The organism is Solibacillus silvestris (assembly GCF_051967575.1).
GTDB classification, from domain to species: domain Bacteria; phylum Bacillota; class Bacilli; order Bacillales_A; family Planococcaceae; genus Solibacillus; species Solibacillus silvestris_B.
Genome location: NZ_JBQCJW010000009.1, coordinates 70,220 through 84,142 on the forward strand (window position 1 = coordinate 70,220; position 13,923 = coordinate 84,142).

Below are 13,923 nucleotides of genomic sequence, written 5' to 3' on the forward strand. Positions count from 1 at the left end.
AAAATGGAATTTGATGATGCACACAAGGAGTGAGCGTAATGACCCTATTTCTATTAATAGCTGCGATAGCGATTGTAGGCTATTTCGTATTTAAAATTTACAGTCATGATAATACTGCCTTTTATAAATTAACAGGTTATTCCTATTTCGATGTTTTGGCGAAAAAAAATATCCGCACATCCTATAAGCTTATGCATGAATTGGAGCAAGTTAAAGACGCGCGAAAAATACTGCTGGATTTACAAATTCCTGTCTATGAGGAATTGCAGACAATTGATGCTTTATTGCTGCATGAATCGGGAATTTATGTAGTGAACGTAAAAGATAAATCAGGCTGGATCAATGGCCGGGAGCAAAGCATCGAGTGGAAAGAGCTATTGCATAAAAACAAAACACGTGTATTCAATAACCCGATCCATGAAACGAAGCGTCTAATAAACGCCTTGCAAGATCAGCTGCCGGAAGTGGATGGAACTTTATTCGAAACAGTCGTAGTATTTACAAATGATTGTTCGTTCCAGCAAATCGAAATCCAGTCCGAAAATGTGGAAGTTCTAAAAATGTCGGAGCTGAAAGAATGGGCGAAATCGCGTAATGGTAAGCGTTTGTCAGAAACGGATATCGATACTTTGTATACCGTGTTGGAAGGCTTTATGAATGTAAAAAACACGACATTGCAATCCAAAACATTAGTATCAACGAATTAGTATAAAAAGAGCGAAGTAGGCAATTCTACTTCGCTCCTTTTTGTTTTTTGGAAATGCATAAAAAATGTATAAGGTACTATTGTAAAAATAGCGTTTCTACTATATAGCATATATTATTTGCTGTTATAAGCAATTTATTTCGAAAATAGTATGAACCTTTTATTTGATTGAATTTAATAAAAATTCAAAATATTGTTTGTTTTATTAATAATTGCTGGTAATATTTACATGTACCACTTTTAAAAGTTTAAAGCGAAGGGGGAAACAACAAATGAAAAAGAACTTTAAAAGTAGTTTTTTGCTATTTTTTGCAATGGCATTCGGGTTACTGCTTGCAGCATGCAGCGGGGGTGACTCAGCAGAGGATTCTTCCAGCAATGACAATGCTTCCAAAGATTCACCGGGCGAGCTAACAGAAGCACATGCGGCAGGCGGGGATCTAGTTTTGGCAACATTGTCAGATGCCGCAAATTTAGATCCGCATATGTCCACAGACGTTCCATCAGCTTCTGTATTATCGAACATTACAGAAGGATTAGTGAAAAAAGATAAAGAAGGCAAAATTGTTCCGAGTTTAGCAAAAAGCTGGACGTCGATTGATGAATTAACATGGGAATTTGAGCTTGAAGAGGGCATTAAATTCCATGATGGGGAAGACTTCAATGGGGCAGCAGTAAAGAAAAGTTTCGATCGCATTTTAGATCCGGAAGTTGCAGCACCACGCGCATTTTTATTTGAAGCAATCAAAGAAGTGGAAGTAGTGAGCGACTATGTGGTACGTATCCATACACATTATCCATTTGCACCGTTATTAAATCACTTAAATCATCCGGTAGGTGTCATCTTATCACCAGCGCAAATTGATGCAGATTATGAAAATATGAAAGCGGGCAATATTCCAGGGGCGATTATGAACGCTAATGGTCCAATTGGTACAGGTTTCATGAAGTTTGACTCTTGGACACCAGGTACGGAAATTAAATTGGTGAATAACGAGGGTTACTGGAATGAAAAAGCTTATATCGATACAGTAACATTTAAAGTAATTCCTGAAAGTGCAACACGTGCGGCTGAGCTTGAAACAGGCTATGCGCATATTATTGAGCCAGTTCAGCCAAATGAAGTTGAAATGATTGATGCAACATCGAGTTCGGTCAGCATTACTCCAGGTTCGTCTCTATCCTACATCGGATTTAATATTAACAAGAAACCATTTGATGATGTACGTGTTCGTCAAGCAATATCGATGCTTGTAGATCAACGGTTAATTATCGACGGCATTTATGAAGGGATTGGCGAACCGGCACGTGGTCCATTGGCGCCGAGCGTGTTTGGCTATGATGGTACAATAACACCGATTACGAAAGATATTGAAAAAGCAAAAACACTTTTAGCTGAAGCCGGCTACGCGGATGGCTTTACGACTTCTATTTGGACAAATGATAATCCTCAGCGTCAAAATATTGCCATTATGTTGCAGGAAGAATTAAAACAGCTAAATATTACGGCGAATATCGAAGTTTTAGAGTGGGGTGCATACCTTGATAAAACAGATGCTGGTGAACATGAAATGTATATTTTAGGTTTATCAAATCCGGTAGGGGATGCGGATTACTTCTTAACACAATTATTCCACTCTAAAAACCATGGCGGTTCTGGAAATACTACGTTCTACAATAATAAAGAAGTGGATGCATTATTAGATGAAGCGCGTGAAGAAATTGATACAACAAAACGATTAGCGCTATACAAACAGGTTCAAGAAATTTTAATTGAAGAAGCGCCAATGATTTACGTGCATCATCAGGCTTATATTACAGGCTTAAGCGAGAAAATCGAAGGGCACTGGATTAATGACTCAGGTCACCATAAACTTCAGGAAGTGAAATTTGTAAAATAGAATAAAGCTAAGGGAAGCGGGACTTTCAATATCCCGCTCCCTTTTTTTGTGTGAAAGAAAGTATGAATTATCCAGGGGAATCCAAATAAGAGAAGACATCATTTGGCGCTATTCGTTATAAAATGTGTTTTCCAATGAAGCGAAGGAAGGTGAAATAAAAGCAATTGTCGAAATTATGGGAGTAATAAAAATTTCTGTTTAGGAGGTTTTATGCATGAGATTGAAAGATAAGGTCGCAGTAATTACAGGTGCAGCTTCAGGGATGGGCAAGGCAACGGCAATTTTATTTGCCAATGAAGGGGCAAAAGTTGTTGTATCGGATTTGACGCTTGAAGGGGCAGGGGCGACTGTTGCGGAAATTACAGCATTAGGCGGCACGGCGACTGCGGTAGCAGCCAATGTTGCGGTGGAAGCAGATATTCATAAATTAATAAAAGCTGCTTTAAATAGTTATGGAACACTTGATATTTTAGTGAATAATGCCGGTATTATGGATGATTTTTCTCCAGTGGGCGATGTGAAAGACGAATTATGGGATCGTGTATTTGAAGTGAATGTAAAAGGCGTTATGCGTGCAAGCCGTCAAGCAATGCCAATCTTCTTGGAAAAAGGCGCAGGGACAATTATTAATATTGCCTCCATAGGCGGTTTGTACGGTTCACGTGCTGGAGCTGCCTATACTGCTGCAAAACATGCAGTTGTGGGTTTAACAAAAAATACAGCATTCCAATATGCAGGCAAAGGGATTAAATGCAATGCGATCGCTCCGGGCGGTGTAAACACGAATATCGGTGCAAGCTTCAGCAGTGCGAATGAATTCGGAATGTCTCGCGCAATGGCAGGGGCTGGCTTTAACCCTCGTTCAGGCGAGCCGGAAGATATCGCGCGTGTCGCATTGTTTTTGGCTTCGGAAGACTCCGATTTCGTGAACGGGGTAGTCATCACTGCTGATGCGGGCTGGACGGCATATTAAATAAATGGCAAATTAAAAGTCCGGTCAATTTATCCTGCTTTAACAGGCAGTGAACTTCCTGTTTTAGGGTTTCGGAAATCAAGAATCGGATGTTGTAATCGACTGCCCGTAAAAATCGGGTAGGAGAAGACTTCCATCAGAGGGGTGAAGAACCCCTCTGATGGAAGTTTCAATTTGTCGAATTTTTTCCTTAAATTTTATCAACTTTTTGCTATCCTCATACGTCTAATATATAGAATGGACGAGTGGAGGACAGCAAGATGGGCAAAAAAATAGTAATGCTCGGTATTTTATGTGGAATTTTAACATTTATAGGCTGCCATTTTTCGACAGAGACGCCGCCTACATTTGCGAATAATGAGCCGGGTTCGATGAGTACCACCTATCATGAGCAATTTGCGTACAACCAATTTGTAAAACAGGCATCAAGCAGCATCAACTTAATGATGCCCTTTTATTTAGCAGATGGAGGTTTATCACGCACTATCCAAAATTGCGAAACATACATACAGGTCGAAAATATACTTGGTAAAAAGGAGCAGCCTCTCGAGGAAAAGACCGAGGAACAGGAGCAGCCACCTGCAAAAGAAGATGGAAAGCAAAAAAGAATAGCGCTAACATTTGATGATGGCCCACATCAATACGTGACAGAGCAAATTTTAACGACGCTTCAAAAACATGAAGTGAAAGCGACATTTTTTATGCTCGGTCAAAATGTGGCGAAGTATCCTGAAATCGTGAAAAAAGCGGATGCACTCGGCCATGAAATTGCCAGCCATACGTGGAGCCATAAAAATTTAACGAAGCTTAGCGCAAAACAGATGCAAGCGGAGATCAACAGGGCAAACGAAGCCATTTATGACGCAATCGAAAAATATCCGGCATCTTACCGACCGCCATATGGAGCAATTGATGAAAAAGTCCGCGAAGCAATATTGCTGAAGCCTGTATTATGGAATATTGATACGCTCGATTGGTATCATAAGACGCCAGCAAAAACGTTGGCGAATTTGAAGGCGCAGGCAAAAAATAATGGCATCGTATTAATGCATGATATTCACCAACAATCCGCGGATGCTTTGGAAGATGTAATTCTTTATTTAAAAGAGGAAGGCTATGAATTTGTGACAACGAGTGAATTATTATAATTTGGGAGTTTATGAGGGAAGTAGTGAGAGCTATTTCCTTTTTTGTTGAATATGGAAGGATAGCTTTTCAAGGAAATCCGTATAAGAAAAGACATACTTTCCTTCAACTTATGTTACGATAACAGCGAACATAAATGAAGGAGGATCCATCATGGGTCTATTATCAAAACGAGCGTTAAGTATTCAACAATTCCAATCAAATATCCGAATTTTCTCTTGCCCCATCTGTAAACAGCAAATGAATATGAGTGATGAGGGGAAGATGGCTTGCCTATCCAACCATACATTTGATGTAGCAAAGCAAGGCTATTTATATATGTTAAACCGTCCTGTACAATCAATGTACGGCAAAGAATTATTTGAGTCGCGCCATGCAGTGATTCATGCGGGAATTTATGATGCGGTGCAAAAGGCGATTGCCGGGGAGATTACAGAGGAACGTCCGGTCATTTTGGATACAGGCTGTGGAGAAGGCTCGCATCTGCACCGTATTTGCAAGCAATTGGACGGTGCTGTCGGGATTGGGATCGATATTGCAAAAGAAGGAATTGTCGCAGCGGCGAAGTTTTATGGCGGGGAGCTCTGGTGTGTAGGCGACTTGGCGAATAGTCCATATAACGAAAAGTCCTTTCATGCAATTTTAAATATTTTATCCCCTGCGAACTATGAAGAATTTAAGCGATTATTAAAACGAGGCGGAAAAGTCATCAAAGTCGTACCACAGGAAAATTATTTGATGGAGCTGCGCAAACAGGCCTTTGCGGATTCGGAAAAGGAAAGCTATACAAATGCCGAAACTGTAGAGCGTTTCAAGGCGAGCTTTTCGCATGTGGAAGTGAAGCGTATTACGTATACGGTGCCGCTAGAGGCCCATTTAGTGCCAAAATTACTGGAAATGACGCCAATGGGATGGCATATTGACGACAAAGAAAGCATTCATTTACAGGATATTACGATTGATTTAGACATATTAATTGGAATGGAGTGATATTCGATGAAGAAAATTTTAGTATTAGGCGGAACACGCTTTTTTGGAAGCAAACTAGTGGAACTTTTACTGAAGGAAAACCATGAAGTAACAATTGTCACGCGAGGCATGTCCGAAAATCCGTTTGGCGAGGCAGTGGGGCATATTAAAGTGGACCGCAAAGACAAAGAGGCATTCGCTTCAGCTTTGGAAAATCGTACATTTGATATTGTTTATGACAATATTTGCTATTCACCAAACGAGGCGAAACAGCTATGTGACATTTTCAATGGAAAAATCGGGAAACTCGTATTCACTTCAACATTATCCACATATGAAGCAAACGGCAAACCGCATGACGAGGGAGATTTCGATCCATATTCGTATGGAATTGTGATGGGCGATACACATGAATTTACGTATGGTGAAGGAAAGCGTTTAGCAGAAGCGGTATTTTATAAATATGCGGAATTCCCGGTAGTGGCTGTCCGTTTCCCGATCGTGATGGGGGAGGATGATTATACACGCCGTCTGCATTTCCATGTTGAGCGCATTATTAACAATGAGCCGATCGGTTTTGTCAATATGGATGCGGAAATGTCATTTATTCAAGCTACGGAAGCGGCCCGATTTTTAGTATGGGCGGGCATGGAAAATGTCGAAGGTCCGATAAATGCAACGGCGAATGGGATGATTTCGCTGAAAAATCTTGTTTCCCTTATCGAGGAAAAAACAGGGGAGCGTGCAAAAATAGCGTTGCTCGGTACGGATGAGATTCGTTCGCCATATGCGGTTCCAGCTACATGGTATATGAAAAATGATAAAGCACAGCAACTAGGGTTTTCATTCAGCAGGCTGGATGATTGGCTGCCTGGCTTAGTGGGGCAAATCACAAATTCAATGACGAAACAGTAATCGTTGAATGGCGAGACTGCTTTCGTTTACAATAGAATGAGATTAAATATAAGGCAGGAATGAAACGTGTATAAATTTATCGCAGGAATTGTATATGGAATATTGGGTGTTAACGGGTCAAAGGCAAAGGTATACGGAAAAGAAAATATACCGAAAGAAGGCGGCTTTGTTGTTGCATGTACACATAATGGGTATATCGATATTTTGAATCTTGGTATATCGATGCTGCCAAAAGAGGTGCATTTTATGGCCAAAAAGCAGCTGTTTGATGTTAAAGGCTTAGGCTGGCTAATAACGAAGCTCAATGCTTTCCCGGTGGACCGCGAAAATCCGGGTCCAAGTGTTATTAAAATTCCTCGTCAGCTTATTAAAGAGGGGAAGATTGTCGGGATTTTCCCTAGTGGAACAAGAAGCTCTGAAAACTCGGAATTAAAAGCAGGGGCGGTAACAATTGCCCAGTTGGCAAAGACGGAAATTTTGCCGGCTGCTTATATCGGTCCTAAAAGTGCAAAAGGTGTGTTCAAACGCCAGAAAGGCTACCTGATTTACGGGAAGCCATTTACGGTTGGAGCAGGAAAAGAAGGGCGCGAACAATCAGTGCAGTTCCTGGAAGAAGAGCTAAACCGACTCACTGCGCATCTTAAGGAAATGCATCCGGAAGTAAAATAATGAGCGCTGCGCGGAATTGTTCGTGCAGCCTCTTTATTAAGAGAGGAAATATATATGAAGCAAGTATTATTCGTATGTTTAGGAAATATTTGCCGTTCCCCGATGGCGGAGGCTGTAATGCGTGATTTAGTGGAAAAGCGCGCATTGACGGACGAAATTAAAGTCGACTCAGCAGGGACAAGCAATTATCATATCGGCGAGCCGCCACATAAAGGGACAAAGGCGAAATTGCAGGAAGTCGGCATTGCGACAAGCGGAATGCAAGCCCGCCAATTGCGCAGCTCGGATTTGCAAAACTTCGACTATATCGTTTGCATGGATGAAAGCAATGTAAAAAATACAATTGAGATGCTGCGTGCAGAAGGAGATGCAAAAGTTTTCCGTTTCCTTGATTTGACGACACATAAAAAAGATGTGCCGGACCCTTGGTATACAGGCGATTTCCAGGAAACATACGAGCTATGCATTGAAGGCTGCGAGGCATTGTTGGAGCGTATATTGCAAGATATGAAATAATGGATAAAAAGCGGGCTTAATTATATTTTGATTAAACCCGCTTTTCTTCGCTCTATTGCGGCAATGATACTTCGATCACTTTCGTCTTTTTCCCGTGTGATTGTTGCCACTTCAAAATTGTTTCCGATTCATAGTCATCAATATCCGCGACTTCTGCTTGGATTGTCGTATCATCTATCCATTCATAATGATTAATCGGATAAAACGGATCGCTGAAGTAATGTTCAAATGAGTTTGGACTTTTCGTTTGCATCGTATTTACATTTAAAACATGCAGCATTGTCCGAGTTAGTACAGCTCCATCATAAAATTCTTCTAAGGTGATGGAAAATATGACATTTTCCAAGTTTGGCGAACGCTTGAAACTTTGCAAGGTCCCCCATACTACACTACCAAATGTAATATCCTCATAATTCCGTTTGACGAACGCCATTTCGCAAAATTGCTCGGCACAGTCATATTTGAAAACACCGATTTCGGCATCATTATACGTAAACAACGGCTCATATGTCATTTCAAATTTTTCCGCATCTGATTTGTAGAATAGGAGCGGGTCCAGAAACGTCATCTTATTTAAAGGCAACTTTTCCTCCTCATTCGTAGCGATATTTTTGAATGAGATGATTTCTTCTGTATTGGGATTAGGTTTTTCGTTTATGGATGCCAATACGGAAACTACCTCGTACTCATCGTTTGTAATGAATGTTTTGGCAATTAGACCTGAACCTTCCGCATAGTAGAATTGTTCTTTCCCGAATTCAGTGCTCTCTGTAATTTGAACGGCATTTTCATATATTTTGTAAGGTGTTTTATAAGCAATGGGATACGTAACTTTTTTCCCGTTGAATGATGCATCATTTTCAATCGGCCATTTTAAAATCGTTTGGATGGCTTCTAATCCTTCCAATTGTGCTATCGTGAATTTTTTTGTTTCCGGGTCGGCAATTTCCTGATAAATAAGCTCAATGGAATCTTCCTGAATGCGATAAATGTTTTGCATTGTGGCTCCTGTATTATCCTCCGTAACTTCTACGTACGAGTCGGATAGCCATTTCGTCTTTTCTGTAAATCCGGCATATTCATTGCCCGTCCCTAAAAAATAAGCGACATCGCCATCTTGTTTGAAATAGTTTTGCAGTGGCATGTGAAGCCCTTCGTCCAATACCTTGTCGGCAAATTCATTTTTCTGTTCGCTTGGAGGAGGGGCTGCTTGATTGAAATCATTTGCTGACCAAGGCTTCATCATAAAAATGGCGATTGCTATGAGTGCTAAAAAAGCTGTAAATGTTGCATAGTATAGACGATTGGGACGCTTTGGCTGTTTCTTTTTCTTTTTTTGCTCGTTTACCTTCGTCATAATCCGGTCCGCACTGCCAGATGTCGCGCCCATTTTCCTGTTTAGCTGACGTTTTATTTCATTCATGTGAAAGCACCTCCCACTCATCTGAAGACAATGTTTCTTTCAAGAGCTGTCTTGCCCTGCGCATCCTTGTTTTGACGGTATTGTCCGATATCCCCAATAAAGCGGCCACCTCCAGCACAGATAGCTCCTCATAGTAGTAATGGATGATGACTTCCCTTAAAGGTATCGGCAATTGTAAAACCGCCTCTGCAATATCCAATCTCTCTGTCTGCTGCAGCATTTTTTGCGGATCTTTCTTTGCCTGAAAGAAACGGTTCGTTAATTGCTGCTTACGATATGTCCAGTTTTTCAAATAATCTTTGCATTTATTAATAACGATGCGCACGAGATAAGTTTTGAGCGAGGCACGTTCTTCAAACTGCTCAAACTTTACGTAATACGACAAAAACGTATCCTGTACAATATCTTCTGCAACTTGCCAATCTTTGACGTATAAATAGGCGATGCGCAATAAATAATCGCTGTAGGCATGCATCGTCTCTTGAAATGCCCGTTCATCGGAAAGCATCATAAAAATGCACCCCTTTCTCTTTAGTTACCCATTAGACGAAGCAAGATGCCTTTGCGTTTTAGTGAACCGAAATTTATTGGATTTCACCCGATGCGTTATAGGAAACATCATTTAGGGTAATTATATGGCAAAGTATGTCATGATTCACTTCTTTCAGCGGGTGTTCAAACGCTCGCGGAAATAAATGGGCCGAGGCTAAAACCGTTGCATCGTGCGGCAACGGCTGGAGGACACGCGCCGTGTGGGGCCCAAAGCTTAATTAGGGCGGATTTGCGCCAAGGCAAGACGAATGATTATGGAGGGAAAAGCTATGGATGTTAAAGAAAGACGAAAAAGCAGCAATGTGGAAGATCGCCGCGGGATGAGCGCCGGGAAAATCGGCGGCGGACTTGGCGGCATCGGGATTATAATAGCTATCATTTTTACATTGTTAAATGGCGGGGATGCGGGCGATATTGTGTCGGAAGTAGCAAAAGGCATTACACAAAATGGCGCAGCAACCGAAAATTATGAGCCAACAGCAGAGGAAGAGGAACTGGCCGAGTTTGTCTCGGTTGTGCTTGCCGACACGGAGGATGTATGGCAAAAGCTTTTTTCGGATAATGGGTTGACGTATCAAAATCCGACACTCGTCCTGTTTACGGATAGTGTCAGCTCGGGCTGCGGTTTGCAAAGCGCTGCCGTGGGACCGTTTTATTGCCCGGCGGATTATAAGCTTTATATTGACTTAAGCTTTTATAAAGAGCTGAAAAACCGGTTTGATGCACCCGGCGACTTTGCGATGGCATATGTTGTTGCACATGAGGTAGGTCACCATGTCCAGGCTTTGCTGGGGACATCACAGGAAGTCCATACATTAAACGGGAAAGTTTCGCAGGCTAAGTACAATGAGGCGGTAAAGCGTCTGGAATTGCAGGCCGATTATTATTCCGGCGTTTGGGCACGACATGTGCAAAACAAAGGCTACTTGGAAGAGGGCGATTTTGAAGAGGCATTGACCGCGGCGAATGCAATAGGTGACGACACACTTCAAATGGAGGCACAGGGCTATGTTGTGCCGGAAAGCTTCACTCACGGTACAAGCGAACAACGCATGCGCTGGTTCAAAAAAGGCTTTAAGACAGGGACGATTCAAGGCGGGGATACATTCAGTTTAGATGCTTCACAATTATAATGAAAGCCTGCAGCATATGAAAAGGTGCTGCAGGTTTTACATTTTTTTATGCATAGTAATTTAATTTTTTTTCGACTTTATGTATAATAAATAAGTTAAATATATTTTTTCGTTTTTAAATAACGTTACTAATAGAGTATGAAAGAGAGTGAACAAAATGGGTCGTAAGTGGAATAACATTAAAGACAAAAAGGCCGGGAAAGACGCAGCAAATAGCCGTATTTACGCTAAATTCGGTCGTGAAATTTATGTGGCGGCAAAATCCGGTGAACCAAACCCGGAATCAAACCGTGCACTGAAAACAGTTTTAGAACGCGCAAAAACTTACTCTGTGCCAAAACACATCATCGAAAAAGCAATCGACAAAGCAAAAGGCGGCGGTGATGAGCAATTCGATGAGCTGCGCTATGAGGGCTTTGGGGTAGCGGGTACTATGGTGATCGTTGATGCATTAACAAACAACGTAAACCGTACAGCTTCTGAAGTGCGTGCGGCATTCGGCAAAAACGGCGGTAATATGGGCGTTTCTGGTTCAGCGGCGCATATGTTCCAAAATACGGCGGTATTCGGCATTGAAGGTAAATCAGAAGATGAGGTTCTTGAAATTTTAATGGAAGCGGATTTGGATATGCGCGACATTATGGATGAAGAAGGCACAATTATCGTTTATGTTGAGCCGGAGCAATTCCATGCAACACAAGAAGCGTTCAAAGCAGCGGGCATTGAAGAATTTACAGTAGCCGAGTTATCAATGCTGCCGATGACTGAAGTGGCATTGGAAGGCGATGATTTAGTGAAATTCGAGAAAATGATCGATGCCCTCGAAGATTTGGAAGATGTGCAACGCGTTTACCACAACGCTGATTTAGGCGAATAATAAGTTAGCCCAAAGACTGTTCTTTGGGCTTTTTTCATATAAAAGAATGTTAAAAAATTCTAGGAAATCTGTATAAGAGGACATATTTCGAGCTGTTTTGCCATAAAATGCGTTTTTCCGATGGTTTTCACTAATAGAGTAGGTTATACTAGATCGTGATTCGCGCATAATATTACTTAATATTATACATAAGAGAGAGAAAATACGTTATATAAGACTAGTTTAATGACTTACTAATGAGTTCACAGGGGGACAAAATGAAAGTTTTAAATTCAATTCGGGGGAAGTTGTTTATTTTTTCTTTTCTGCTATTTTTAATTCCAAGTGCCATTATTGGCGCTGCGAGCTATTTCCAGGCAAAAAGCGGGATGGATGAGCTCGGCGAAACAATTATAAAAAATAGTGTAGAGTCATCATTGCAATTAATCGCGGCGACAAATGAGCGTGTGAAGGCGGGCGAAATATCTCTCGAACAAGCACAAGAGGAAGTATTGACAGCATTAATCGGACAAAAGGATAGTGACGGCAAACGTGCATTATCGAATCCGAGTGATCTAGGGGAAAATGGTTATATTTATATTTTAGGACATGACGGGACATTGCTTGGACACCCGACGCGAGAAGGGGATAATTTATGGGAAAGCAAAGATGGTTCCGGAAAATATTACATACGGGAAGTAAAAGAAAAAGCTGATGCCGGCGGGGGGTTCACTTATTACGATTTTCCGCTGCCCGGCACAGATATAGAGGCACCGAAGCTTATTTATTCAGTGATTGATCCGCATTGGAATTGGATTGTTACATCAGGAAGCTATATGAAAGACTTCAACGCACCGGTTATGTCGCTGTTAATGGTACTTGTCGTAACTCTTGTTGTCTCGACAATATTAGCGACGATTGCCACAATTTTATTTGCGCGCCATTTAGCTCGGCCGCTGCACCGTTTAGCGAAGCAAGTGCATCAAGTAGCGCAAGGTGATTTGACGGTGGAGTTATCGCAAATGGAGCGAAAAGATGAAATTGGCGTTTTAAACACAGGCTTTAATGAGATGTGCATACAGCTTAAGGAATTAGTGAGCGAAATCGAAGAAACGATTGTTGAAATTCAAGACACATCAATGAATTTAACGGCTGTTGCCGAGCAAACAAATGCCTATAGCGATGATATTGTGAAGGCGGTAGGCGCGGTTGCGGAAGGTGCTTCGCAGCAAGCGACGGATACCGATGCGACAAATCGCACTATTGTCCAATTCGCCGAGGGGATTGAGCATCTGCATGAAAAAAATGATTTTATGCTTCAATCTTCAGTCCAAATGCAAAGCTCAAATGCTCAAGGCTTGCAAAATCTAGTTGATTTAAAGGCCCATTCCAATGAATCCATCGAGCTTATCGAACAAATGCAAACAGTATTTTCTTCATTGACTGCAAAAGTAAAGGAAATTGAAGGCATTGTAGGAACGATCAATGAAATTTCGGACCAAACAAATTTACTCGCGTTAAATGCATCCATTGAAGCTGCGAGAGCTGGTGAACATGGGAAAGGCTTTGCGGTTGTGGCAGAGGAAGTTAGAAAGCTGGCAGATCAGACAACGAACGCTACAGACTTAGTGCAAACAACATTGCGCGGCATCGAAAACGAAACGGATTTAGTAACGGCAGAAATGACGAAAACGTATAAAATTATTCATGAGCAAAATACTTCTGTTAGCAAGACAGAGCATTCGTTTAAAGAAATCGAGCAAGCTGTGAAGCAAATTAGCCATTCGATCGAAGAAGTTTCTGCGAGCATTTCCGAGTTGAATTCATCGAAAGCCATTATTATCGACTCGGTTGAAAGCATTTCGGAAGTAAGCGAAAAAAATGCAGCGATGGCGGAAGAAATGACAGCTTCCATCGAAGAACAGCAAAGCGCAATGTCTGTCGTAACAAATTCGGCAAGCAATTTAACGGATGAAATTACAGGGCTTCAAAATTCCATAAAACGCTTTCGTATATAAAGCCGATTGATAAGCAGCGGGGGGGTTATTCCCCGCTGTTTTTTTCCGGGTTTGCCTAATTTAATTGCCATCTTCATCAGCGAAGCACAACACTGCAAGAAAAGGAAAATATAACAGCCGCTTTTCCATCTCTATGCGGCTTCCCT

13 protein-coding genes are annotated in these 13,923 nt (G+C 41.5%); 11 read left to right on the forward strand and 2 right to left on the reverse strand.

The window, feature by feature from the left end; translation table 11 throughout:
• Window positions 1-38 precede the first annotated feature (38 nt).
• The 8 genes from ACTHOQ_RS08215 to ACTHOQ_RS08250 all read left to right on the forward strand — a co-directional run bounded on the left by ACTHOQ_RS08215 (window position 39) and on the right by ACTHOQ_RS08250 (window position 7,795).
• Window positions 39-707: a nuclease-related domain-containing protein gene (locus ACTHOQ_RS08215; protein WP_440495391.1), complete on the forward strand. Its 669-nt coding sequence runs from the start codon at window positions 39-41 to the stop codon at window positions 705-707.
• Between the two features lie 271 nt (window positions 708-978).
• Window positions 979-2,607: a glutathione ABC transporter substrate-binding protein gene (locus tag ACTHOQ_RS08220; RefSeq protein ID WP_440495392.1), complete on the forward strand. Its 1,629-nt coding sequence runs from the start codon at window positions 979-981 to the stop codon at window positions 2,605-2,607.
• A 214-nt stretch (window positions 2,608-2,821) separates the two neighbouring features.
• Window positions 2,822-3,580, forward strand: coding sequence for a glucose 1-dehydrogenase (locus tag ACTHOQ_RS08225; RefSeq protein WP_440495394.1), 759 nt, complete (start codon window positions 2,822-2,824; stop codon window positions 3,578-3,580).
• A gap of 260 nt (window positions 3,581-3,840) precedes the next feature.
• Window positions 3,841-4,728, forward strand: coding sequence for a polysaccharide deacetylase family protein (locus tag ACTHOQ_RS08230; RefSeq protein WP_440495396.1), 888 nt, complete (start codon window positions 3,841-3,843; stop codon window positions 4,726-4,728).
• A gap of 151 nt (window positions 4,729-4,879) precedes the next feature.
• Complete coding sequence (locus tag ACTHOQ_RS08235) at window positions 4,880-5,716, forward strand: putative RNA methyltransferase (RefSeq protein ID WP_440495398.1); 837 nt, start codon at window positions 4,880-4,882, stop codon at window positions 5,714-5,716.
• 6 nt (window positions 5,717-5,722) lie between these two features.
• A complete protein-coding gene (locus tag ACTHOQ_RS08240; RefSeq protein ID WP_440495400.1) occupies window positions 5,723-6,610 on the forward strand; it encodes an NAD-dependent epimerase/dehydratase family protein in 888 nt (295 codons plus the stop codon).
• A 66-nt stretch (window positions 6,611-6,676) separates the two neighbouring features.
• A complete protein-coding gene (locus ACTHOQ_RS08245) occupies window positions 6,677-7,279 on the forward strand; it encodes a lysophospholipid acyltransferase family protein (RefSeq protein ID WP_440495402.1) in 603 nt (200 codons plus the stop codon).
• Between the two features lie 54 nt (window positions 7,280-7,333).
• Window positions 7,334-7,795, forward strand: a complete 462-nt coding sequence (locus ACTHOQ_RS08250) for a low molecular weight protein-tyrosine-phosphatase (RefSeq protein WP_440495404.1) — start codon at window positions 7,334-7,336, stop codon at window positions 7,793-7,795.
• 52 nt (window positions 7,796-7,847) lie between these two features.
• Here the strand turns inward: ACTHOQ_RS08250 and ACTHOQ_RS08255 are convergent, their stop codons facing one another.
• The gene (locus ACTHOQ_RS08255) at window positions 7,848-9,218 is read right to left on the reverse strand and encodes a hypothetical protein (RefSeq protein ID WP_440495405.1); all 1,371 of its coding nucleotides are present in this window, start codon (window positions 9,216-9,218) and stop codon (window positions 7,848-7,850) included.
• Complete coding sequence (locus ACTHOQ_RS08260; RefSeq protein WP_440495406.1) at window positions 9,211-9,729, reverse strand: sigma-70 family RNA polymerase sigma factor; 519 nt, start codon at window positions 9,727-9,729, stop codon at window positions 9,211-9,213. Before ACTHOQ_RS08260 ends, ACTHOQ_RS08255 begins: the two co-directional genes overlap by 8 nt.
• Before the next feature lie 310 nt (window positions 9,730-10,039).
• On the opposite strand from ACTHOQ_RS08260, the gene ypfJ reads away from it, so the two are divergent.
• The 3 genes from ypfJ to ACTHOQ_RS08275 all read left to right on the forward strand — a co-directional run bounded on the left by ypfJ (window position 10,040) and on the right by ACTHOQ_RS08275 (window position 13,777).
• Window positions 10,040-10,903, forward strand: coding sequence for a KPN_02809 family neutral zinc metallopeptidase (gene ypfJ, locus ACTHOQ_RS08265; protein WP_440495407.1), 864 nt, complete (start codon window positions 10,040-10,042; stop codon window positions 10,901-10,903).
• Window positions 10,904-11,060: 157 nt separating this feature from the next.
• Window positions 11,061-11,780, forward strand: coding sequence for a YebC/PmpR family DNA-binding transcriptional regulator (locus ACTHOQ_RS08270; RefSeq protein ID WP_440495408.1), 720 nt, complete (start codon window positions 11,061-11,063; stop codon window positions 11,778-11,780).
• 257 nt (window positions 11,781-12,037) lie between these two features.
• On the forward strand, window positions 12,038-13,777 hold the full coding sequence (locus tag ACTHOQ_RS08275) for a methyl-accepting chemotaxis protein (RefSeq protein ID WP_440495410.1): 1,740 nt from the start codon (window positions 12,038-12,040) through the stop codon (window positions 13,775-13,777).
• The last annotated feature ends 146 nt before the right edge of the window (window positions 13,778-13,923 follow it).